Source organism: Roseomonas chloroacetimidivorans (assembly GCF_049629625.1).
GTDB lineage: Bacteria > Pseudomonadota > Alphaproteobacteria > Acetobacterales > Acetobacteraceae > Roseomonas > Roseomonas chloroacetimidivorans.
Window position 1 is genome coordinate 40,904 of record NZ_JBNBZS010000021.1, and the last position, 20,670, is coordinate 61,573.

Genomic DNA, 20,670 nt, shown 5'->3' on the forward strand with positions numbered 1-20,670 from the left:
CTCGGCCCTCCGGCGGTTCCTTCCGCGGTTCCGGCACAGGTTCCCGCTGCATGATCATTCGCCCGCGCCCCGGCGCCTTCGACCTCCTCTTCGCCCTGCGTGGATCCGTGGTGCCCATCGTGGCCCCGCGCGTTCTGGTGATCGCCGCCCTGGCACTGGCACTGGTGATCCTGGACCGGCGCTACCCCGGCACCTTCCCCGAGTTCACGGCGGCGCCCTTCACCGTTTTCGGCTTCGCCCTCTCCATCTTTCTGGGCTTCCGCAACAGCGCCTGCCACGCCCGCTGGTGGGAGGGGCGGCAGCTCTGGGGCCGCCTGATCACCGAGAACCGCCATTTCGCGCGGGAGGCCGCCGCCCTCCTTCCCGATCCGGCGATCCGCGCCCGGCTGCTGCGTCGCACGGCCGCCTTCGCGCATCTTCTGGCAACCGGATTGCGGGAGTTGGACGGGCAGGACCGCGCCCGCCCCTGGCTGCCGCCGGAGGAGGCGGAGGCGCTGCGGGGCTGCCGGAACCGTGCGGATGCGGTGCTGCGCTGGCAGTCCGGGGACCTCGCCGCCCTGCTGCGGGAGGGGCGGATCAGCGACATCCTCTACACCACCCTATCCGCGCCGCTGGCGGGCATGACCTCCGTCCAGGCGGGGTGCGAACGCATCCACAATACCCCCCTGCCCTATGCCTATTCCCTGCTCTTGCACCGCACGGCCTGGCTCTTCTGCCTGCTGATGCCCTTCGGCTTCGTCGGCGTGCTCGGACTCGGGACACCAGTGGTTGCCGCGATCCTGGCCTACACCCTGTTCGGCCTGGACGCCCTGGGGGACGAGCTGGAGGATCCCTTCGGCACGGAAACCAACGACCTTGCCCTGGACGCCATGGTGCGCGTCATCGAGATCGATCTGCTGGAAGCCCTGGGCGAGGCGGAACGGCCGGAGCCCCTGCGCCCGGCCCGGTATGTGCTGCGCTGACGACGCAGGGCCGCTCAGGACCCGCCCCCGCGCTCCACCTCTTTCCGCCGTTGCTCCGGCCATCCTGTCACGATCCCGCCTGTCGCGATCACCGCCGCGCCCAGCAGTGTCCAGCCATCTGGCGGGTCCCCGAAGATCAGGGCCGAGGAAAGGGTCGCCCAGATCAGCTGCGTGTAGGTCATCGGCGCCAGGATGCTGGCCGGGGCCCGGGAATAGGCCTGGATCAGCAGGTAATGCCCGGCGGAGCCGAACACCCCGGCCAGCACCATCAGCAGCCAGGCCCAGGCTGTCGGCGCCTGCCAGACGAAGGGCTGCGCCAGCCCCGCCACCGCCCCGGCGGCGAGGCCCGTGTGCAGGATGATGGTACTGGGCCCATCCACCGCGGAGAGCTTGCGCGTCAGGATCTGGTAGACGCCGAAGCTGGCGGCGGTGCCGAGTGGCAGAAAAAGCGCCCAGTGCGGCATTTCGCCGGTCAGGAAGGGCGGCCTCAGCGCGATCATTACGCCCACCAGCCCCACGCCGATGCCAGCCCAGCGGCGCGGCCCCACCACCTCCCCCAGCACCAGGGCGGCAAGGCCCGCGGTGAAGATCGGCGAGGCGAAGGTGACGGCTGAAGCGTCGGCCAAGGGGATGTGGTAGAGCGCGATGACGAACAACCCGTTCGCCAGCAGCAGCGCCAGGCTCCGCACCACTTCCAGCCCGGGTGCGCGGCTACGCCAGGGCAGCCGGCCGGTGACCAGCTGCAGCGCCAGCGCCACCACCAGCGTGTGGAAGACGAAGCGCATGAAGACGATCTGCGGCACGGGATATTGCGCCGTCAGCATCTTCGTCACCGTGTCCAGCGCGACGAAGAGCGCGATGGCCAGGAATTGGAGCAGAAGGCCGGAGAGGATGGGCGACATCGGGCGGGGTTATGGCATGCGCAGCCTGCCCCGTCCCTCCAGGCGCCCCCCCCGGAATCAGTCCGCCGTCACATTGGCCGCCCTCGCCACCGGCCCCCAGACCGCGTCCTGCGCCCGGATCGTCTCGGCCAGCTCCGCACGGGTGGAACCGACCGGCTCGGAGGCGAGTTCCCGCAGCCGCGCCGCCACGGCGGGGTCGCGCGCCAGGGAGATCATGGCCTCCTCGAGCCGGGCCGCCTGGGCCTCCGGCAGGCCGCGCGGGCCGACCAGGGCCAGCCAGGTCTCGGCGACGAAGCCCGGCACGGACTCCGCCACGACCGGCACATCCGGCGCCAGAGCGGAGCGGGCGGGGGAAGCGATCGCGATGGCCCGCGCCCGGCCGTCCCGCGTCGGCGGCAGGCCGGTGACGACGGTATCGGTATAAAGCGCGATGGTGCCGTTCAGCAGGTCCGGCAGGGCCGGGCCGGTGCCGCGGTAATGCACGATGGTGCATTTGCGCCCGATCTCCCGCATCAGCAACGACACGGCCAGGTGCTGCGTGGTGCCGGCCCCCGGCGTGCCGCAGGGCAGCGGTCCCTTCTCCAGCACGCTGCGGAGCGAGGCAATGTCCGTGATGCCCGCATTCGGCGTGGCGAGGAACACGACCGGGATCGCCGCGAAGCGGCTGATCGGCGTGAAATCCTTCAGCGGGTCGAAGGGCATGCTGCGATAGATGTGACGGTTGATCACCAGCGGCCCGGCCGGCACGGCACCCAGCACATTGCCGTCCGGCGCGGCCTTGGCCACCGCATCCGTGGCGATGTTGCCGCCCGCGCCCGTGCGGTTCTCCACCACCACCGTCCGGCCGAGCCGAGCCGCGAGCCCCTCGCCCATCACACGGGAAAGAAGGTCGATCCCGCCGCCAGGTGGAAAGCCCACGATCAGGCGGATGGGCGGTTGGCCCGATGGAGTCTGTGCCCGGGCCCTGGGAGCGGAAAGCACGGCGACGACGGCCAGGGCCATGAGCAGCGCAAGGGCCGCAAGGGCAGACGCGACAATGCGCGGCATGAACGATTCCTCTGGTTCTTTGCCCGAATCGTCCCGCCTCCGATCACCCGCGTCAACCATGCGGCGCGCCAGCGCTACAGACACGGATAAAAGGGCGTCTGGGGGAAGTAGGTCTTCCTGGCCATTCCCGGCCTGGATTGACGCCCAGAAGCTGCCGGCCGACCCTGACGCAACTTTCCGGAACGCGCCGTCCCCGACCGCGCACCGGCCGATCGGACGCGCCCACACTGATGCCCCTCTGGTTCGCTGCCACTATCTCCGCCGCCCTGTTCCAGTGCTGGCGCACTGCCCTTCAGCAGAAGCTGCGTGGCACCCTCTCCCTCAATGCTGCCGCCGTCGTGCGTTACCTCTATGGCGTGCCACCGGGCCTGATCATGGTCGCCACCTGGTGGTGGGCGACAGGCGGCACCCTGCCAGCCTTCGGCACCCGTGCCATCCTGCTCTGCGCCCTGGGCGGCTTGTTCCAGATTTTCGGCACGGTCTTCCTCATCTCCTCCTTCGCCCCGCGCGGCTTCGCCGTCGGCACCGCCTATTCCAAGACCGAGGCTTTGCAGGGCGCGATCTTCGCCGTGATTCTGCTGGGCGACCGCATCGCCCCACTGGCCTGGGTGGCTGTCGCCATCGGCGTTTGCGCCGTGCTCTGGCTATCGCTGGCCGGGCAGGTCACCAGCTTGCGGCAGGCGCTGCGGGCCACGACGCAGCCTGCGGCGCTTTGGGGGATCGCAGCCGGCACCTGCTTCGGCCTGACCAGCATCGCCATCCGCGCGGCAAACCAAACCCTGGCCGCGCCGGACCCGGTTCTGGGCGCGCTCTGCACCCTTGTTGTCACCAATGCCATGCAGACGGTGATGCAGGGCGGCTGGCTCCTGCTGCGGGAACCCGCCTCCCTCGGCCAGGTTTTCCGCAATTGGCGCAGTGCGGCCCCGGTCGGGCTGCTCTCGGCGCTTGGCTCCGCCTGCTGGTTCACCGGCTTCGCCCTGGCCCCCGTGGCGTTGGTGCGCTCGGTCGGGCAGGTGGAGATCCTCTTCACCCTCGCCTTCGGCCGCTGGTATCTGAAGGAGCCGCTGAAGACGCGCGACGTCCTCGGCGCGCTGCTGATCGTATTCAGCGTGGTTCTCGTGGTCCTGAGCTGAGCCGCTTCGCAACTTTGCCACGGGAACGGCACGGTTCCGCCCTGGTCCTGCATCCGGCCGGCTGCGACAATCCACCCCAGATGGAACACGCGCCGCCTTTCCTCGCCAGCCTGGTCCTCGGCCTGGCCTTCGCCTTCGCCTTCGGGCTGGCCGCGCGGACCCTGCGCATGCCGCCGCTGGTCGGGTATCTCGTCGCCGGCGTGGCCATCGGCCCGAACACGCCCGGCATCATCATTGACGGCGCCTTCACCCGCACCCTGGCCGAGGTCGGCGTCGGCCTCCTTCTCTTCGGCGTCGGCCTGCATTTCCGGCCGCAGGACCTGCTGGCGGTGTGGCGGGTGGCCGTGCCGGGGGCGACGGCGCAGGTGGCCATTGGCGTTCTGCTCGGCGCGGCGCTCGGCATGGCACTTCCGGGCCTGGGCCTGGGCCCGGCCCTCGTCTTTGGCCTGACTCTCGCCATCGCCTCCACTGCCGTCGCCACGCGCGCGCTGGAGGATCGCGGAACACTTGCGGGGGAGGCAGGCCAGATCGCCCTGGGCTGGCTCGTGCTGCAGGATCTGCTTGTGGTGCTCGGCCTCGTGCTCCTGCCCGCCGCAGCAGGCGAGCAGGGCGAAAGTATCGGGGAGGCGGTGCTGCTTGCCCTGGTGAAGCTCGCCACCTTCGCGGCGCTGATGCTGCTCGTCGGCCGCCGCGTACTGCCCTGGGCGCTGCGCCAGGTCGCCCGCTCCAACTCGCGGGAGCTGTTCACCCTGGCCGTGGTGGTCGTAGCCCTCGGCGTTGCCTTCGGCGCCTCCAGCCTGTTCGGCGTCTCCTTTGCCCTTGGCGCCTTCTTCGCGGGCATCGTGCTCGGGGAAAGCGATCTGGGCCATCAGGCCGCAGCCGAAACCCTGCCCCTGCAGCGGATCTTCGCCGCCATCTTCTTCGTCTCGGTCGGCATGCTGTTGAACCCGCTGACGGTGCTGGACGCACCTCTCACCTCGATTCTGGCCCTGGTCGTGGTCCTGCTCGGCACAGGGGGCGCCAGCTTCGGCCTTCTGGTCGCGTTGCGCGTGCCCCCCGCAACGGCCGCGACCGTTGCCGCTGCCCTGGCGCAGATCGGCGAGTTCTCCTTCGTGCTGATGGAACTGGCGATCGGCGAGCGCATCCTGCCTGCCGAGCTGCGCGGGCCGATCCTGCTTGGCAGCTTCGGCGCCATCCTCCTCATGCCGCTGACCTTCCGGGCTCTCGGCTTCCTGGCGAAGCGGATGCCCACCCGGACGCAACCCGTTCATCCCGATACCGCGCGCTCCGCCGCCCGCCTGCCTCGGCTGGAGGGCCACGCTATCCTGATCGGCTATGGGCGGGTCGGCGTGCTGGTCGCGGCCGCCCTGCGGCGGCACGATCTGCCCTTCGTCGTGGTGGAGGATGATCGAAAGCGCGTGGAATCGCTGCAGAAGCAAGCCGTCCCCGTACTCTGGGGCAATGCCACCCAGCCTGAGATGCTGGAAGCCGCTCACGCCGCCCGGGCACGGCTGCTGATCGTGACTCTGCCCCTGGCCTGGGAGGCCCGTCGGGTGGTGCAACTGGCCCGCGCCGCCAATCCCCGGATCGAGGTTGCCGTGCGCGCCCACCAGGACGCCGAGGTGGAGTGGCTGCATGACCAGGACTCCACCGGCCTCGCGGTCATGGGGGAGCGGGAGGTCGCGCTGGGCCTCGCCGATTTCGCGCTGCAACGCATGGGCGTGTCGCCCATTACGGCACAGGGAACCGTGGACGTGCTGCGCAAACGTCGCGTGGCCGATGCCGCCGTTGCCGGCCTGGGAGCATGACCCTGCACTTCAACCCGCCCGTCGGCACCCCCACCCGCCCGCGCCTGATTCTGCTTCACGGCGCTGCCTGCGGCCCCTGGATCTGGGCGGAAGGCTTCGCGCAGCGCCTGGCAGCGGCGGGGCATCCTTCCGTGGCCGTTTCGCTCTCCGGCCGCACGCTATCCGACCGCACCGCCGCCGTCCGCGCCGAGTTGGAGGACGGCCCGGCGCTGCTGGTCGGCCATTCCCTGGGCGCGCTGATCGCGCAGCGGCTGCTGGACCATCCGATGGTCCACGGCGCCGCCCTTCTCGCGCCCGTGCCGCCGGAAGGCCTGTGGTGGTCCAACACCCATCTCGCCCTACGCGACCCCACTCTCTGGCATGAGGTGGCGCGGATGACCGGTCCAGGCGAGCCCTCCCCCATCGTGCTGCGCGGGTTGTTCGGGCCAAAGATGGACCAGGCCACGGCCCTGCGCGACGCCGCGCGCCTCGGCGATGAATCCGCCGAGGCCCTGATGGAGGCGCAAATGCCCCAGCCTGTCGCCCCCGGCTGGATCCATGGCCGCCCGGTGCTGGTGCTGGGTGCGGAGCACGACCGGCTGATTCCGCGCACTGCCGTGGAGCGCTGCGCGGCCTGGCACGGCGTTCCCGCTCACTTCCTGCCCGATGCCGGGCATTTGCTGATGCTGGATGCGGGGTGGGAGGATGCGGCGGACCGGATCGCGGCCTGGGTGCCGGCGTGAAAAACTTGGGGAAGAAAAGATTCTTCCCCCAGGCTTTCACACGGGCCGATGCAATACCGGCACCGCCCGCGTCACGGTACGCTTCCCGTTCTTGAACGCCGCCAGCACCGGGCTGATCTCGCGCAGCGCATCGGCCGGGCTCGGCGCATCCACCAGCACGAGATCTGCCGGGTTGCCCACCGCCACACCGTAATCCGTGCGGCGCATCAGCTTCGCCGAACCCGCGGTGAACATGTCCCAGGTGTCGCGCAGATCGTCACGCATGCCACGCTGCACGATATTGGCGTAGAGATTCGCCTGCCGAATGAGCTGCCCGTCGCCCATCGGCGTAAACGGATTAAGGATGTTGTTGGAGGAAAGGGAGCAGGTCACGCCCGCCTTCACCAGCCGGTTCGCATCCACCACGTTGCGGCGGACGCCTTCCGTCTGATCGCGGCCGCCGAGATAGAGGTCGGTTGAGGGCAGCACCGTCAGCGCCACGCCGGCATCCGCCATCCTCTTCGCCACCTCGTCCAGCCCGTCCGGCGGCATGACCGAGAGCTTGGTGACATGGCCCACCGCCACGCGCCCACCCCAGCCATATTTCTCCGTCAGCTCACAGACCAGCAGCGTGTCGAGGTCGCTCGGCGTGTTGCCGCTGTCGAGATGCATGTCGATGTCGACATCGAACTCGCGCGCCAGCTCAAAGACCCGGCGGATCTGCCCGGCGCGGTCCGTGTCGTAATTCGGCGCAGCCCCAACCACCTTGGCACCGTTCTTCAGCGCCGCGACCATCAGCTCATCCGTACCGGGATTGTTGAGCAGCCCCTCCTGCGGCATCACGCAAATCTCGATGTCGATCGCCCATCGATACTCGTCGATGATCGACTTCACGCCCTCAAAGCCGCGCAGCCCGACCTTCGGGTCCACCTCGGCATGCGTCCGCATCGTGGTGCAGCCATGCAGGATGCACTTCTCCAGCGTGCGTCGTGCGCGCTGGGCCACATCCTCTACTGTGAAACTGTGCTTGACGTCGGAAACGCGCTCCATCGCGAGATGCGGGTTGCGCCTGGTCTCGCAGGCGCAGCGGTCGATGATGCAGGTCTTGTCCAGATGGATATGCGTCTCGACGAAACCCGGCGCCAGCAGCCTTCCACTGCCGTCCACCACCTCGACCGCCTCGCAGGCCAGGCTCGGTGCGATGGCCGCGATCTTCCCGCCGGAGACCGCCACATCCACCGGCGCCCCCTCCGGCCCGGTATCCACGAGGCGGACCTGACGGAAGAGGAGGTCGAAATTCATGGCGATTCCTGATGACGGACGAGGCGATCTTGGCACGTAATATGCCTACAGTCAGTAGCGATATCGCCACCCCTCCGGTCTGGCAATCGCCTGCCCGTCGGAAGAACGAATGACAACTCCCTCCCACGCTCTCTCGCGCCGCCTGCTTCTCGGGGCCGGCGCCTCCCTCCTCGCGGCGCCCGCTCTCCGGGCGCAGCCCGCCTGGCCCGTGCGCCCCATCCGCTGGATCATCAACTTCCCACCGGGCGGCGCAGCCGACACTCTCTCGCGCGTGCTGGCGGAGCAGATCGGCAACCGCCTCGGCCAGCCCATCGTGCTGGAAAATCGCGTGGGCGCCGGCGGCATGGTGGGGGCCGACATCGTGGCCAAGGCGCGCGGCGACGCCCATGTCGTGATGATGTCCAGCGGCGCCTCCCATGGCACCGGCCCGGTCCTCTACAGCAAGGTTCCCTATGACGCGCTGAACGACTTCACCCACCTGCATCTGGTCGGCACCTTTGCCTGCGTGCTGGCGGTGAACAACGACCTGCCCGTGCGCAGCGTGGCGGATTTTGTTGCCCTGGCGAAGAAGCAGCCCATCTCCTACGGCTCGGGCGGCAATGGCACGCTGAACCACCTCTCCGGTCAGCTTCTCGCGCGGGATGCCGGCATCACGCTGGAGCATGTGCCCTATCGCGGCTCGGCCGCTGCCATGACGGACACGATGGGTGGCCAGATTCCCTGCCTGTTCGAGAGCCTGCCGATCATCCTGCCGCATTTTCAGGCAAACCGGCTGCGGCCCATCGCTGTGACCGGCTCCGAACGCGATCCCACCCTGCCGGACGTGCCCACCTTCGCCGAAGCCGGCTTCCCCGGTGTGACAACCATTAGCTGGTTCGGCTTCTCGGCCGCGGCCGACATCCCGGACGCCGTGTCGGATCGCTGGCAGGCGGAGATCGGCGGCGCCTTGAAAACCGATTTCGTGAAGGACCGTTTCGCCAGGATCGGCGTCACGCCCGGCACGCTGGACCGCGCCGGCTACACCGCCCTGGTGCGGGACGAGCTGGCCCGCTGGAAGCCGGTGATCGCCGCCGCCGGCATCAAGGCGGACTGAACGGATCGGGGAGGGCTCGCCCTCCCCGCTTCAGTGCTCGACGGTTGCTTGCAGATCGCGGTGCCACGCGGCCTTCGCAGCCGCGCGCGCCAGCAGCGAGCCCAGGAACAGCAGCACCACCCCGCCCCCGAGCAGCGCCAGCATCGCCTCCATCGCGGCGGGCAGGGGCCGGCCCCGGTAGAAGGGATTCCAGCCGAGCACGCTCGTTAGTAGGATATAAATACCAACAGCGACCGCCACGGCCCCGAGCACGAAGGCCAGGAAGCCGAGGATATTCAGCAGCCGTGGCATCCGATGTCCTCTTCTGTCCGGGCTGCTGGACCCTGCCACGCCCGAAACGCTGCGCGAAGGGGGCCTCTGCGCGGCGGGATGCCCTATATGGACCGGCAAGGAGGCCCTCAGCCATGCCGATCGACGAAAGCCGTACCTTCCTGCCCGTGAACATCGCCATCCTGACGGTGAGCGACACGCGCGACCTGTCCACGGACCGCTCGGGCGACACCCTGGCCGCCCGGATCGAGGCCGCTGGCCACCGCCTGGTTGACCGCGCCATCGACCGCGACGATGCCGACGCCATTGAGGCCCGCCTGCGCCGCTGGATTTCGGACCCGCAGGTGGACTGCGTCATCACCACGGGCGGCACCGGCATAACGGGCCGCGACGTGACGCCCGAAGCCTTTGCCCGCGTGCTGGAAAAGGAGATCACCGGCTTCGGCGAACTCTTCCGCATGCTCAGCTATCAGAAGATCGGCACCTCCACGATCCAGTCACGCGCCATCGGCGGTGTCTCGGGCGGCACTTATCTCTTCGCCCTGCCGGGCAGCACCGGCGCGGTGAAGGATGCCTGGAACGACATCCTCGTTCACCAGCTTGATGCCCGCTTCCGCCCCTGCAATCTCGTGGAACTCATGCCACGGCTGCTGGAACACCTCCGGGCGGCCTGATTTGTGTTGTATTTGAAGGGTTTTCTGCCTGGGATCCATGAACTGTTTCCCGTGGAACAGTAACCGGACCAGCGCCGCAAGCCTTTGGCCTGGGGCATGAAGGCGATGCTGACCGTCGCCGAGGGGCCATGGTCCCTCGGCGTGCAACAGATGGAAGATCCAGGCTTCGGGGCGCTGCCCCGAATGCAAGCCGCGGCGCTTCCCTGCCGCCGCATCGAACCAGCCGACGCTTCCCCTGGCAACTTCCCGCCTTGGGGCCACGTTCGTTGCGCTCAAGCGAACGGAGGCAGGACATGGCGGGTGACGGCTTGCGGATGGCCCAGGCGGGCGAGGCGGTTCCCTTCGAGATCCCCGGCGCGAAGGGCGACTTCAAGATCCAGATCCTCAACGAGGATCGGGCGAAGGGCGTCGTCACCTCCATCGTCCACCTGCCGGCGGGCGGGGTGATTCCCGCGCATTATCATGAGGCCGGGTCCGAGATGCACTATGTGCTGGAGGGGGACCTGATCGAGGCCGGCCAGCCCCTAAGTGCCGGTGCCTTCCTCACTCATGCCAAGGGCGTGGTCCATGGCCCGCATGAGAGCAAGGGTGGCGCCAAGGTGCTGACCGTCCAGACCTGGCAGAGTGAGGGCGGGGAATTCGACTTCCGCCCGGCCGATCAGGGCGCAGCCTCCGGCAGCAGTGATCCGGCGGGCGGTACTTCCGGCTCGGGCAGCACTCAGCTCGGTGCCGAAACCCAGGAAGAGGCGGCCAAGGATCACCGGACCAAGGGTTATACCTGAGCACCGGAGGGGGCGCCGCTGCACCCCCTCCGATCAGGTCAGGCCATGGCGCGTGTGAAGACGGCGGGATCGACATTCCCGCCGCTGATCACCACGCCGACCGTCCGGCCCTTGGCGGAGACATGACCGGCCAGCACGGCGGCCAGTGCCACGGCGCCGCCGGGCTCCACCACCACTTTCAGATGGTCGAAGGCGAAGCGCATGGCCTTCAGCACCTCATCCGGCGTCACCGACACGCCACCGGCCAGGCGCGGCTGGTTCACCGCGAAAGTGAGTTCCCCCGGCGCCATAGAAAGCAGCGCGTCGCAGAAGGTCGATCCCTTGCCATCCGCCCGCACCCGGTGCCCGGCGGCAAGGGAGCGCGCCGTGTCGTCCCAGCCTTCCGGCTCCACCGCGATGACCTGCGTGCCGGGGCTCATCCCCTCCACCGCCAGGGCACAGCCGCCGACCAGCCCGCCGCCGCCGGTGCAGACGGCCAGCGCATCCAGGTGCAACCCGGCCGCCTCCGCATCCTCGATTAACTCCACCGCCACCGTGCCCTGGCCCGCGATCACGTCGGGATGGTCGAAGGGCGGGATCAGGGCGGCGCCGCGCTGCTCGGCGAGTTGGTTGCCCAGCGCGTCGCGATCCGTGGTGAGGCGGTCGAAGAAGGTGATCTCGGCGCCCCAGCGGCGCGTGCTCTCCACCTTGATGGCAGGGGCGTCCTGCGGCATCGCGATCAGCGCCCGCACACCCTCCGAGGCAGCGGCGCAGGCGATGGCCTGGCCGTGATTGCCCGAGGAATGCGTCACCACCCCGCCTGCGCGCTTCTCCTGGGGCAGGCGGAGCACGGCATTCGTGGCGCCGCGGAACTTGAAGGATCCGGTGCGCTGGAGAGGCTCGGGCTTCACCAGAACGGTTCCACCCACGGCTGCATCCAGCACGGGATGGCGCAGCGTCGGCGTGCGAACCACGCGCCCCTTCAGCCGTTCAGCCGCGGCACGGACATCATCATAGGTCGGCAGGGTGGTCATGCGGTTTCCTCGGCACCATCAGCAGTGCATCGAAGCGGCGGATTTCGAAGCGCGGCATGGTGCGGCCCTGGCCGGATGCGGGCAACCCGGTCCACCACATTGACAGTTTTGCACGACGCCCCTAGGTGCCAATCTGAAAATCACGCTCTCATTAAGGAGAAAAGCCGGTGCGCTCCGCACGGCGACATCGCGAGCGGCAAAGCACCCCGGCCCTGAGCGGCACGCAGGACGGCGTCCCGGCATGCCGGATGACGCGCCGCTTCCATCCGTGGCAGACCCGGCGGGCCTGACCGCCCCCCTTCCCCCTCCGGGATCCATCATGTCTGATCATCCCGGCGCATCGCCGGCCATCTCGCTGCAGAATCTTGTCCGGGAATACCGCGGCCGCGGGACGCCGCTGCGGGCGCTGGACGGCGTCTCCCTGGATGTCGCTCCAGGCGAGATCTTCGGGATCGTCGGCCGCTCCGGCGCGGGTAAATCCACCTTGCTGCGCTGCGTGAACCTGCTGGAACGCCCGGATTCCGGCACCGTCCAGGTGCTGGGCCAGGAGATGACCCGGCTGGACGAGGCCGCGCTGCGCCAGGCCCGCCGCGGCATCGGTATGGTCTTCCAGCACTTCAACCTGCTCTCCTCCCGCACCGTCGCCGGCAACATCGCCTTTCCGCTGGAAATTGCCGGCATGCCACGTGCCGAGCGCGAGGTTCGCGTGGCGGAGCTGCTGCCCTTGGTCGGTCTGGAGGCGCGGCGCGACCACTACCCGGCCCAGCTTTCCGGTGGCCAGAAGCAGCGCGTCGGCATCGCCCGCGCCCTCGCCTCCCGCCCCCGCATCCTGCTCTGCGACGAGGCCACCAGCGCCCTCGACCCCGAGACGACGGAGGAAATCCTTACCCTCATCCGCTCCATCCGCGACCGGCTGGACCTGACGGTGCTGCTGATCACGCATGAGATGGCCGTGGTGAAGGCCATATGCGACCGCGTGGCCGTCATGGAGGCGGGCACGGTCATCGAGCAGGGCCGCGTCTTCGAGGTCTTTACCCGCCCGGCCCATCCGACCACCCGGCGCTTCGTGTCCGAGGTCATCGGCTATGTCGTGCCCCCAGGCACGGTCGCGTTGCTGCCCGCCCCGAACCCGGGGGAGGAGCGCCGCCTTCTCCAGGTGCTCTTCGCCGGCCCCTCCTCCACCCGCGCGGTGGTCAGCGAGGCCTCGCGCCGCTTCGGGCTGGACCTGAACATCGTCTCCGGGCGGATCGACGCCATTGCTGGCGAGCCCTACGGCCTCATCGCCTTCGCCGCCTATGGCGCGCCGGCCGCCATCGCGGAGGCGACGGCCTGGATGCGCGGCCTCGGCCTCGATGTCTCCGAAATCGGAGAGGACCCGGCATGATCCCCTGGCTGCCACCCGCCCTGAACGACCTGATGGTCGATGCGGCCTATGAGACTCTGCTGATGACGTTCGGCAGCGCGATCATCGCCGTGATCATCGGCCTGCCCCTGGCCCTGCTGCTGCACACCACGGGGTCTGGCGGGCTCTCACCCAATGGCTGGATCAACCGGCCCATCGGGCTGCTGGTGAATGCGGTGCGCTCCACGCCCTTCATCATCCTGATGGTGGCAATCGTACCCTTCACGCGGCTGGTCGCCGGAACCTCGATCGGCACCACCGCCGCCCTGGTTCCGCTCTCCCTCGCCGCCATCGCCTTCATTGCGCGCCTTTTCGACAACGCGTTGCGGGAAGTGGACCGTGGCGTGATCGAGGCCGCCCGCGCCATGGGCGCGACCCGCATCCAGATCATGACCCGCGTGCTGGTGCCCGAGGCCCTGCCCGGCCTGATCGCGGCCATCACCGTCACCCTGGTCAGCCTGGTCGGCTACTCCGCCATGGCGGGTGCCATCGGTGGCGGCGGGCTCGGCGATCTCGGTATCCGCTTCGGCTATCAGCGTTTCATGCCCGAGGTGATGGCGACCGTCGTCATCATCCTCATCCTCTTCGTCCAGGCGCTCCAATCCCTGGGCGACTGGCTCGTCCGGCGCTTCAGCCGGCGCTGACACACGGAAGAAGAACAATGAACACCACCCGTCGCAGCCTGGGCACCCTGGCGGCGCTCGCCGCCCTCGCCCCGATTGCCGCCATGGCGCAGGATATCGGCACGGCGCAGCGCCCGCTCCGCATCGGCGTCACCGCCGGCCCGCATGCCCAGGCCATGGAGAAGGTGCGCGAGATCGCGGCCCGCGACGGGCTGGTGATCCGCATCGTGGAGTTCACCGACTATATCCAGCCCAACGCGGCGCTCGCCGCCGGGGACCTGGATGCCAATTCCTACCAGCACCAGCCCTTCCTGGATGGCGCGGTGCGTGACCGCCGCCTGCCGCTGGTTTCCGTGGGCAAGACCATGATCTTCCCGATGGGCCTCTACTCCCGCCGCCACAAATCGGCCGATGCCGTGCCGAATGGCGCCCGCGTCGCCATCCCGAACGATCCGAGCAATGGCGGCCGTGCGCTCGTGCTGCTGGCCAAGGCCGGCCTCTTCACCTTGAAGGAAGGCGCCGACCACAGCGCCACGGTGGCTGACATCACTGCCAATCCGCGCCGGATCCGCGTTGTCGAGCTGGAGGCCGCCCAGCTTCCGCGCGCGCTGGAAGAGGTCGACCTGGCCGCCATCAATACCAACTACGCCATCAATGCGGGCCTGAACCCGGTGCGCGATTCCATCGCGATCGAGGACAAGGACAGCCCCTATGCCAATGTCATCGTCGTGCAGGAGAAGGACCGGAACGCCCCCTGGGTGCGCCGTTTGCTCGCCGCCTACCAGAACGACGAGGTGAAGAAGTTCGTCGAGACCACCTTCCAGGGCTCCGTCGTCCCCGCCTTCTGATCGCAGGAGATCACCCCGCCATGCTTCGCCGTTCCCTTCTCCTCGCCAGCCCCGCGCTGATCCTCGCGCGCGGTGCCTTTGCCCAGGGCGCGACTTTCGGCACCGCCGCCCGCCCGCTGCGCGTCGGCGTCACCTCCGGCGTTCATGCCCAGGTGCTTGAGCGCGTGCGCGACGCCCTGGCCCGCGACAACTTCGTGATCCGCATCACCGAGTTCAGCGATTTCATCCAGCCTAATGTCGCCCTGCAGGCCGGCGAAATTGACGCGAACGTCTACCAGCACACCCCGTTCCTGGAGGCACAGAAGCAGCAGCGCGGCTATGACTTCGTGGTCGTGGGCAAGACCGTGCTGACGGCCATGGCCGTGTTCAGCCGCAAGTACAAGAAGGTCGAAGAGCTGCCCAACGGCGCCCGCGTGGCCATTCCGAACGACCCGACCAATGGGGGCCGCGCCCTGGTGCTGCTGGCCCAGGCCGGGCTGTTCAAGCTCCGCTCAGGCGCCGATTTCCGCGCCACCGTCGCCGATATCACCGAGAATCCGAAGCGCATCCGCATCGTGGAGCTGGAAGCGGCGACGATCGCCCGCGCCCTGGAGGATGTGGACGCGGCCGCCATCACCGGCAACTACGCCGTGCCCGCCGGCCTCCAGCCGGGGCGCGACAGCCTGGTCGCGGAATCGGCCGAGGGCGCGAAGACCAACCCCTATACCTGCCTGGTGGTGGTGCGCCGCGCCGATGCGAACGCAGCCTGGGCCGCCAGGCTGGCCGCCGGCTACACGGATCCTTCGGTGCGGGAATTCGTGGAGAAGGAGTTCGGCGGCGCCGTCGTCCTGGGCGTCTGAAAAAAAAGCCGGGGAAAGTCCCCGGCTCTCTTTACCCAGCGCACCGGCAGAACCGGCGCACTCGAAACTCGAAGAAAAAGATGAGGGGTCCGGGGAGAATTCCTTCTCCCCGGGCCTTTTCTCAGCTCTGGGCGTCGGGCGAGATCACCATGCAGGCGCCGCGCGCCTTCAGGCGATCACAGGCGCTGTGCGCGGCATCGCGCGACAGGCCGGTGACGCGGGCGCGGTAGAGGGTGCTGCGGCCCTGGGACACGGCGGTCACCACCGGCCGTCCATTGCCGGCGCCGCTGCGCGCATGGCCGGCGGCGTCGCGCGCCAGGTTCTCGCTCGCGAAAGCACCGACCTGGATGGCCCAGCCCCCGGAGGCCGAGGCGGCGGCGGCCGAGGGAACGCCAGCCCGCAGCACGCCAGGCGGCAGGCCGTTCTGGCGCGTCATCGGCGCCGGCAGCGTCCCGGCCTGCGCCGGAGCAACCAGGAAGAAGCCACGACGCGGAGACGGCTCGGGCGCCGAGAGCGTCGGGCGGGCCTCGGCCGAGGCTACGGCGTAGGAGCGCGGCTGCGGCGGGGTCGAGGGCGGGTCGGGAATCGGATCCATCCGCGCGACCACGGTGGAGGCCGGCTCGCGTGAGTAGGTGGAACCGTCCGGAATCGGGTCCATCCGTGCAACCACGGTGGAGGCCGGCTCCTGCGAATAGGTGGAGCCGTCCGGGATCGGCTCCATGCTGATCACATTCGGGCCGAGCGAGGCGAGCTGGGTTTGCGCCGGGGCAGCCGCCGGCGGGCTGGACGCGTAGGTCGAGCCATCCGGAATCGGCTCCATCCGGATGACGGTGCCCGAGAGCCGTGCGACCTGCACGCCCGGATCGACCGCGCGCCGCTGCTCGCGCAGCGCCAGCATGGTGCCCGGGTCGCCGGTGCGGCGGGGCGGCGGGTTGAGGCCGATATCGGCCGCTGCATAAACCTCTTCCGGCGCACGCCGCCGCGGCTCCGCCCCGGTGATGCGCGGCCCGATGCGGGCGACGTAGTTCCGGGTCTCCTCCGGCATGCGGCCGCCTGCCCAGAGATAGTTTTCCAGTCGCTTCGGCCCGCCGTTATAGGCGGCCAGGAAGCCCGGCGAGCCATAGAGGTCGTACATCTCGCGGATATACGCCGTGCCGGCCATGATGTTGTCCCAGGGATGGTAAGGATCGTCCCCGAGCCCGTACTTGGCATTCATCTCGGCATAGGTGCCGGGCATGAGCTGCAGCAGCCCCATGGCGCCGACGCGGGAAGTCGCGGTAACGCGCCCGCCGCTCTCCTGGCGCATCACCTCGCGGATCCAGCGCTCCGGCACGTCAAAACGCGCAGAGGCCTCGCGGATATAGGGGCCCCAGGGGTCAGAGGATGGACCGGGCGGGTCATAGCTCGCAGGCCGGTTAGCTGGAGAGACTCGCGCGCTGGTCACCGGGCCACCCGTTTGGGGCTGGCTTCCGCAGGCGGCCAGCGCGGCCATCACAGACATAGCAGCCAAGGCCCGCGCACCACGTCGCAGGCCAGGTGCGCATGCGCCCCGAGCGATCAGGATCATCCCCCTTTAACCCCCTGTCCTGTGCCCGGCCGGTTGCCCGGCCGGTGCATCAAGCCCGCGATGTGCGTCCCCACGCAGCATCGCCGGCCCGTGCCGGCTGCGATCAATTGTCGCACCGCCAGGGCTAACGGAAGCTTGCGGCCGCGGCAAGGAGACTTTACGGCGCTGTGGCGGCAGGGCCGCAAGAAAGCGGCGCCGCTGCCCTATCTCAAATTGTTGAGTGGTCTGACTGGCGGCCGAACCTAGACCGGTCCGTCCGCCCCAGAATGCGCCGCCCGGAGTTCCAGCGATGCTTGCCCGCCACCCCGCCATCTCGATCCTGCGCGCCGGCCTGATCGCGGCCCTACTGGCGGTCGGCCCGGCAGGTTGTGGGCCGCAGAATAGCGACACGGCCCACAGCCCCGCTGATCCCGGCCGGACATCGGCAGCGACCTACGGCACCATCATCGGGACGCCGCGCCCGCTGGTCGTGCGTGGCCAGGGCGGCAAGCTGGGCGGAACAGCCTTGGCCGGGCTGGCGGGGAATGCGACCGGCCAGGCAGCCAGCACGGGCCAGGCCGTTGAGTTCACCGTCCGCGAGGACGCCGGTACCGAGGTTCAGGTGGTCCAGACCAATGAGGAGGGGCTGCGGGCCGGCGACCGCGTCGTCATATCCCGTGGGGACCGCACCCGGCTCAGCCGCGCGGCTGGCGGGCCGCCCCCAGCGGCCCCGCAGTCCGCCCTTTCCCGGCCAGGCGTTCCGGCACAGGCCAGCCCGCCCCCGGCCTAAGGTGGATCGCTGACGCGCTCCAATTTCCGGCCCGGCCACGACGCTCCACGCTTCGCTCCCGGGCGATTCCTCGCCCGCCGCTGGCAGGCGGGGCGTCGTCCGGTGTATAGGGCCGCCCGATGCTCGTTGGCCCGATCACTTTCTCCGACACCTACAGCTTCGACGCGGAGGCCCCGCGGCGCATGCAGCGAGCATGCGAGGATCTGCGGCAGGGCTTCGCCTCCTGGCGGCTGGCCTGGGCCCTGGCGCGGCTTGATCTGCGGAACCGCTATCGGGGCTCGGTGATCGGTCCCTTCTGGATGACGCTCTCCACCCTGCTCATGCTGATCGGGCTGGGCCTCCTCTATTCGCGGCTGCTCAACCTCAGCCTGGCCGATTACCTGCCGCACCTGACTGTGAGCCTGGTGATCTGGACGACCCTCGCCGGCATGATCACCGATGCCTGCAACACGATGACGAGTGCCGAGGGCGTGATCCGCCAGATCCGCCTGCCCTTCACCGTCTACGCGCTGCGCACCCTCTTCCGGAACGCTCTCACCGCCGCGCACAGCCTGCCGCTTATTCCACTGGTCTTCGTCATCTTCGGCCACGTCCCGGGGCCGGAGGGATTGCTTTCCCTGCTCGGCCTCGCCCTTCTCCTGACCAACGCCTTCTCCGCCGCCATGCTGCTGGGCATGATCTGCGCGCGGTTCCGGGATATCGCGCCCATCGTGGCCAATGTCATCCAGCTCGCCTTCTTCCTCACGCCGATCCTGTGGAAGCCGGAGCTGCTGAAGGGCCTCGCGGCGTGGCTGCCGCTGAATCCCTTCTACGCCGTGCTGGAGACGATCCGGGGTCCCCTGGTCGAGGGCGGTGGCGATCCGCTCGTCTGGCTGGCCGCGATCCTCTACACGCTCGCGCTCAGCACCGCCGCCTTCGCCTTCTTCGTCCGCTTCCGCGGGCGGCTGGCCTTCTGGGTCTGATCCGATGGCCTATATCGAAGCCAAGGGTATGCGGGTCGAGTTCCCGCTCTACCATCTCGCCGCCCGCAGCCTGAAAAAGCGGCTGCTGGCACGCGCCACCATGCGCGTGACGACCGATGCGGCGAACCGCGTTGTCGTCAGCGCCCTGCGGGACCTCAATTTCCGCATCGACTCCGGGGAGCGGGTGGCGCTGATCGGCCAGAACGGCGCCGGCAAGACGACGCTGCTCCGCTCCCTCGCCGGCATCTACGAGCCGGTGGGCGGGCGCCTGACCATCGACGGCTCCATCGGCTCTCTCATCGACCCAGCCGCCGGCATGGACCAGGACAGCACCGGGCGAGAGAATATCCGTCTGCGTGGGTTGTACCGGAACCTCGATGCCGCCGGGCAGGCAGCACTCGAGGAGGAGGTCGTCAGCTTCGCCGGTCTCGGCGAGTTCATCGATGTGCCGATTAAGGGCTACTCCGCCGGCATGTCCGTCCGCCTGGCCTTCGCCCTCGCCACCGCCATGCAGCCGCAGATCCTGCTGATGGACGAGTGGTTCCTGGCCGGCGACGCTGCCTTCATGCAGAAGGCCGAAGCCCGGCTGGCGAACCTCGTCTCCGGCGCGGACATCCTGGTGATCGCCACGCATGACATGGCGATCGTGCGGCGCTGGTGTAATCGCGCCATCCGCCTGGAGGCCGGCCGCATCATGGCGGACGGGCCAGTCGAGGAGGTGATCGGAACGATGCAGCCGCAGCCAGGACTGGCCCCGGCGGGCTAATTCCCCAGCCAGGGCAGCAGGAGCTTGCCCTCAGGCCTTGCCCTGGGCCCGCAGGGCCGCCTGCAGCGCTTCACACACCCGGCCGATCTCGTCCTCGGTCAGCGCCGGAAAGCTCGGCAAGGACACGCCGCGGGCGGCGATGTCCTCGGCAATCGGAACATGCAGGTCCTGGCGGTACATCGGCATGTGGTGGGCGGGGTAGAAAACCGGCCGCGTCTCGATGCCCGCGGCCTGCATTTCCGCCATGACCCGGTCGCGGTCGGTGCCCTGCGGCAGTAGCAGGCTGACCAGCCAGTCGGCGCTCTCCACGCCCTCAATGGGCTTCTGGAAGGTCACGGGCACCGAGGCCAGGAGGTCCTTGTACAGGCGGGCGACGCGGCGCTTGGCCGTCAGGATCTGCGGAAGCCGCTCCGTCTGCGCCAAGCCGATCGCCGCGCAAATGTTGGTCATACGGTAGTTGAAGCCCAGCACCTCGTGCCAGTAGCGCCGGGTCAGGGACTGGCCTTGTCCCTTCACCTGCCGGAGTTGGGCGGCGAAGTCGTCGTCATCGGTCACGACCATCCCGCCTTCGCCGGTCGTCACGGTCTTGTTGCCGAAGAAGGAAAAGCTGCCGGCATCACCGAAGGTGCCGACATGCTTGCCATGCAGCGTGGTGCCGAGCGCCTCGGCCGCATCCTCCAGCACGCGCAGGCCACGGCGCCGGGCAATCTCCATGATCGCCGGCATGTCGCAGGCGGCACCGTAGAGATGCACGGGCATGATGGCCCGGGTCTGCGGCGTGATCCGGCGCTCCACATCCTCGGGGTCCAGCAGCCAGTCGCTCGCACGGCTCTCCACGAAGACCGGCTTGGCCCCGGTCTGGGCGATGGTGTTGACCGAAGCAATGTAGGTGAAGGCCGGAACGATCACCTCGTCCCCGGGACCCAGCCCCATGCAGTGCAGCGGCAGATGCAGGGCGATGGTGCCGTTGGTCACCGCCGCCGCGTGCTTCGCCCCGGTGATGCCGGCGATCGCCGCCTCAAACTTGCCGATATAGGCGCCGATGGAGGAGATCCAGCTGCTGTCCAGGCAGTTCAGGACATAGGCACGCTCATTGCCGGAAAGGTCCGGGCGGTAGACCGGGATGAAGGGCTGCGCCGCGCGGGCCGGCCGCTCGGGCTGCGCCGGATTCATCGCACCGCTCATCCTGTCCACGCCTCCGCACCGG

The 20,670-nt window shown here is 69.1% G+C and carries 21 protein-coding genes; 14 read left to right on the top strand and 7 right to left on the bottom strand.

Features of this window, described 5'->3' with window-relative positions; genetic code table 11:
• Positions 1 to 50: 50 nt before the first annotated feature.
• Positions 51 to 962, top strand: coding sequence for a bestrophin family protein (locus ACO1BU_RS17100; protein ID WP_424137174.1), 912 nt, complete (start codon positions 51 to 53; stop codon positions 960 to 962).
• Between the two features lie 14 nt (positions 963 to 976).
• On the opposite strand, the gene ACO1BU_RS17105 is transcribed toward ACO1BU_RS17100, so the two are convergent.
• Positions 977 to 1,864: a DMT family transporter gene (locus ACO1BU_RS17105; RefSeq protein ID WP_424137175.1), complete on the bottom strand. Its 888-nt coding sequence runs from the start codon at positions 1,862 to 1,864 to the stop codon at positions 977 to 979.
• Positions 1,865 to 1,921: 57 nt separating this feature from the next.
• Positions 1,922 to 2,911 (bottom strand): Bug family tripartite tricarboxylate transporter substrate binding protein, encoded by a 990-nt coding sequence (locus ACO1BU_RS17110; protein WP_424137176.1) that lies wholly within the window; start codon positions 2,909 to 2,911, stop codon positions 1,922 to 1,924.
• A gap of 230 nt (positions 2,912 to 3,141) precedes the next feature.
• Between ACO1BU_RS17110 and ACO1BU_RS17115 the strand changes: the two genes are divergently transcribed.
• From ACO1BU_RS17115 to ACO1BU_RS17125, 3 genes are all read left to right on the top strand, one after another.
• Positions 3,142 to 4,044, top strand: coding sequence for an EamA family transporter (locus ACO1BU_RS17115; protein ID WP_424137177.1), 903 nt, complete (start codon positions 3,142 to 3,144; stop codon positions 4,042 to 4,044).
• A gap of 80 nt (positions 4,045 to 4,124) precedes the next feature.
• The gene (locus tag ACO1BU_RS17120) at positions 4,125 to 5,852 is read left to right on the top strand and encodes a cation:proton antiporter domain-containing protein (protein WP_424137178.1); all 1,728 of its coding nucleotides are present in this window, start codon (positions 4,125 to 4,127) and stop codon (positions 5,850 to 5,852) included.
• Positions 5,849 to 6,574, top strand: coding sequence for an alpha/beta hydrolase (locus ACO1BU_RS17125; RefSeq protein WP_424137179.1), 726 nt, complete (start codon positions 5,849 to 5,851; stop codon positions 6,572 to 6,574). The genes ACO1BU_RS17120 and ACO1BU_RS17125 overlap by 4 nt, the downstream gene beginning before the upstream one ends.
• A 36-nt stretch (positions 6,575 to 6,610) precedes the next feature.
• Here ACO1BU_RS17125 and ACO1BU_RS17130 read toward each other — a convergent pair whose 3' ends face one another.
• Positions 6,611 to 7,855, bottom strand: a complete 1,245-nt coding sequence (locus ACO1BU_RS17130) for an amidohydrolase family protein (protein WP_424137180.1) — start codon at positions 7,853 to 7,855, stop codon at positions 6,611 to 6,613.
• Positions 7,856 to 7,964: 109 nt separating this feature from the next.
• On the opposite strand from ACO1BU_RS17130, the gene ACO1BU_RS17135 reads away from it, so the two are divergent.
• Entirely contained in the window at positions 7,965 to 8,948 is a 984-nt protein-coding gene (locus ACO1BU_RS17135) for a Bug family tripartite tricarboxylate transporter substrate binding protein (protein WP_424137181.1), read from the top strand.
• A gap of 30 nt (positions 8,949 to 8,978) precedes the next feature.
• On the opposite strand, the gene ACO1BU_RS17140 is transcribed toward ACO1BU_RS17135, so the two are convergent.
• On the bottom strand, positions 8,979 to 9,239 hold the full coding sequence (locus ACO1BU_RS17140) for a hypothetical protein (protein WP_424137182.1): 261 nt from the start codon (positions 9,237 to 9,239) through the stop codon (positions 8,979 to 8,981).
• Between the two features lie 113 nt (positions 9,240 to 9,352).
• Here ACO1BU_RS17140 and moaB point away from each other — a divergent pair, with 113 nt between their 5' ends.
• The gene (gene moaB / locus ACO1BU_RS17145; RefSeq protein ID WP_424137183.1) at positions 9,353 to 9,892 is read left to right on the top strand and encodes a molybdenum cofactor biosynthesis protein B; all 540 of its coding nucleotides are present in this window, start codon (positions 9,353 to 9,355) and stop codon (positions 9,890 to 9,892) included.
• A 293-nt stretch (positions 9,893 to 10,185) separates the two neighbouring features.
• Positions 10,186 to 10,674, top strand: a complete 489-nt coding sequence (locus ACO1BU_RS17150; RefSeq protein ID WP_424137184.1) for a cupin domain-containing protein — start codon at positions 10,186 to 10,188, stop codon at positions 10,672 to 10,674.
• Positions 10,675 to 10,712: 38 nt separating this feature from the next.
• On the opposite strand, the gene ACO1BU_RS17155 is transcribed toward ACO1BU_RS17150, so the two are convergent.
• The gene (locus ACO1BU_RS17155; protein WP_424137185.1) at positions 10,713 to 11,687 is read right to left on the bottom strand and encodes a threonine ammonia-lyase; all 975 of its coding nucleotides are present in this window, start codon (positions 11,685 to 11,687) and stop codon (positions 10,713 to 10,715) included.
• 319 nt (positions 11,688 to 12,006) lie between these two features.
• Here ACO1BU_RS17155 and ACO1BU_RS17160 point away from each other — a divergent pair, with 319 nt between their 5' ends.
• From ACO1BU_RS17160 to ACO1BU_RS17175, 4 genes are read left to right on the top strand one after another with little or no spacing between them, the layout of a single operon-like run.
• Positions 12,007 to 13,071: a methionine ABC transporter ATP-binding protein gene (locus tag ACO1BU_RS17160; RefSeq protein WP_424137186.1), complete on the top strand. Its 1,065-nt coding sequence runs from the start codon at positions 12,007 to 12,009 to the stop codon at positions 13,069 to 13,071.
• Positions 13,068 to 13,733 (top strand): methionine ABC transporter permease, encoded by a 666-nt coding sequence (locus ACO1BU_RS17165; protein WP_424137187.1) that lies wholly within the window; start codon positions 13,068 to 13,070, stop codon positions 13,731 to 13,733. The genes ACO1BU_RS17160 and ACO1BU_RS17165 overlap by 4 nt, the downstream gene beginning before the upstream one ends.
• A 17-nt stretch (positions 13,734 to 13,750) precedes the next feature.
• Entirely contained in the window at positions 13,751 to 14,560 is an 810-nt protein-coding gene (locus ACO1BU_RS17170) for a MetQ/NlpA family ABC transporter substrate-binding protein (protein ID WP_424137188.1), read from the top strand.
• A 20-nt stretch (positions 14,561 to 14,580) separates the two neighbouring features.
• Entirely contained in the window at positions 14,581 to 15,399 is an 819-nt protein-coding gene (locus ACO1BU_RS17175; protein ID WP_424137189.1) for a MetQ/NlpA family ABC transporter substrate-binding protein, read from the top strand.
• A 121-nt stretch (positions 15,400 to 15,520) separates the two neighbouring features.
• Here ACO1BU_RS17175 and ACO1BU_RS17180 read toward each other — a convergent pair whose 3' ends face one another.
• On the bottom strand, positions 15,521 to 16,843 hold the full coding sequence (locus ACO1BU_RS17180) for a transglycosylase SLT domain-containing protein (protein ID WP_424137190.1): 1,323 nt from the start codon (positions 16,841 to 16,843) through the stop codon (positions 15,521 to 15,523).
• A 412-nt stretch (positions 16,844 to 17,255) separates the two neighbouring features.
• Between ACO1BU_RS17180 and ACO1BU_RS17185 the strand changes: the two genes are divergently transcribed.
• The 3 genes from ACO1BU_RS17185 (at position 17,256) to ACO1BU_RS17195 (ending at position 19,463) form a co-directional block, all read left to right on the top strand.
• On the top strand, positions 17,256 to 17,735 hold the full coding sequence (locus tag ACO1BU_RS17185; RefSeq protein WP_424137191.1) for a hypothetical protein: 480 nt from the start codon (positions 17,256 to 17,258) through the stop codon (positions 17,733 to 17,735).
• A 119-nt stretch (positions 17,736 to 17,854) separates the two neighbouring features.
• Positions 17,855 to 18,697 (top strand): ABC transporter permease, encoded by an 843-nt coding sequence (locus ACO1BU_RS17190; protein WP_424137192.1) that lies wholly within the window; start codon positions 17,855 to 17,857, stop codon positions 18,695 to 18,697.
• Positions 18,698 to 18,701: 4 nt separating this feature from the next.
• A complete protein-coding gene (locus ACO1BU_RS17195; protein ID WP_424137193.1) occupies positions 18,702 to 19,463 on the top strand; it encodes an ABC transporter ATP-binding protein in 762 nt (253 codons plus the stop codon).
• 30 nt (positions 19,464 to 19,493) lie between these two features.
• On the opposite strand, the gene ACO1BU_RS17200 is transcribed toward ACO1BU_RS17195, so the two are convergent.
• A complete protein-coding gene (locus tag ACO1BU_RS17200) occupies positions 19,494 to 20,648 on the bottom strand; it encodes a DegT/DnrJ/EryC1/StrS family aminotransferase (RefSeq protein WP_424137194.1) in 1,155 nt (384 codons plus the stop codon).
• Positions 20,649 to 20,670: the final 22 nt, after the last annotated feature.

Excerpts from the sequence above, each read along its gene's own strand:
- ACO1BU_RS17100 (WP_424137174.1), top strand. The coding sequence starts at position 51 with ATGATCATTCGCCCGCGCCCCGGCGCCTTCGACCTCCTCTTCGCCCTG.
- ACO1BU_RS17105 (WP_424137175.1), bottom strand. The coding sequence starts at position 1,864 with ATGTCGCCCATCCTCTCCGGCCTTCTGCTCCAATTCCTGGCCATCGCG.
- ACO1BU_RS17110 (WP_424137176.1), bottom strand. The coding sequence starts at position 2,911 with ATGCCGCGCATTGTCGCGTCTGCCCTTGCGGCCCTTGCGCTGCTCATG.
- ACO1BU_RS17115 (WP_424137177.1), top strand. The coding sequence starts at position 3,142 with ATGCCCCTCTGGTTCGCTGCCACTATCTCCGCCGCCCTGTTCCAGTGC.
- ACO1BU_RS17120 (WP_424137178.1), top strand. The coding sequence starts at position 4,125 with ATGGAACACGCGCCGCCTTTCCTCGCCAGCCTGGTCCTCGGCCTGGCC.
- ACO1BU_RS17125 (WP_424137179.1), top strand. The coding sequence starts at position 5,849 with ATGACCCTGCACTTCAACCCGCCCGTCGGCACCCCCACCCGCCCGCGC.
- ACO1BU_RS17130 (WP_424137180.1), bottom strand. The coding sequence starts at position 7,855 with ATGAATTTCGACCTCCTCTTCCGTCAGGTCCGCCTCGTGGATACCGGG.
- ACO1BU_RS17135 (WP_424137181.1), top strand. The coding sequence starts at position 7,965 with ATGACAACTCCCTCCCACGCTCTCTCGCGCCGCCTGCTTCTCGGGGCC.
- ACO1BU_RS17140 (WP_424137182.1), bottom strand. The coding sequence starts at position 9,239 with ATGCCACGGCTGCTGAATATCCTCGGCTTCCTGGCCTTCGTGCTCGGG.
- moaB (WP_424137183.1), top strand. The coding sequence starts at position 9,353 with ATGCCGATCGACGAAAGCCGTACCTTCCTGCCCGTGAACATCGCCATC.
- ACO1BU_RS17150 (WP_424137184.1), top strand. The coding sequence starts at position 10,186 with ATGGCGGGTGACGGCTTGCGGATGGCCCAGGCGGGCGAGGCGGTTCCC.
- ACO1BU_RS17155 (WP_424137185.1), bottom strand. The coding sequence starts at position 11,687 with ATGACCACCCTGCCGACCTATGATGATGTCCGTGCCGCGGCTGAACGG.
- ACO1BU_RS17160 (WP_424137186.1), top strand. The coding sequence starts at position 12,007 with ATGTCTGATCATCCCGGCGCATCGCCGGCCATCTCGCTGCAGAATCTT.
- ACO1BU_RS17165 (WP_424137187.1), top strand. The coding sequence starts at position 13,068 with ATGATCCCCTGGCTGCCACCCGCCCTGAACGACCTGATGGTCGATGCG.
- ACO1BU_RS17170 (WP_424137188.1), top strand. The coding sequence starts at position 13,751 with ATGAACACCACCCGTCGCAGCCTGGGCACCCTGGCGGCGCTCGCCGCC.
- ACO1BU_RS17175 (WP_424137189.1), top strand. The coding sequence starts at position 14,581 with ATGCTTCGCCGTTCCCTTCTCCTCGCCAGCCCCGCGCTGATCCTCGCG.
- ACO1BU_RS17185 (WP_424137191.1), top strand. The coding sequence starts at position 17,256 with ATGCTTGCCCGCCACCCCGCCATCTCGATCCTGCGCGCCGGCCTGATC.
- ACO1BU_RS17190 (WP_424137192.1), top strand. The coding sequence starts at position 17,855 with ATGCTCGTTGGCCCGATCACTTTCTCCGACACCTACAGCTTCGACGCG.
- ACO1BU_RS17195 (WP_424137193.1), top strand. The coding sequence starts at position 18,702 with ATGGCCTATATCGAAGCCAAGGGTATGCGGGTCGAGTTCCCGCTCTAC.
- ACO1BU_RS17200 (WP_424137194.1), bottom strand. The coding sequence starts at position 20,648 with ATGAGCGGTGCGATGAATCCGGCGCAGCCCGAGCGGCCGGCCCGCGCG.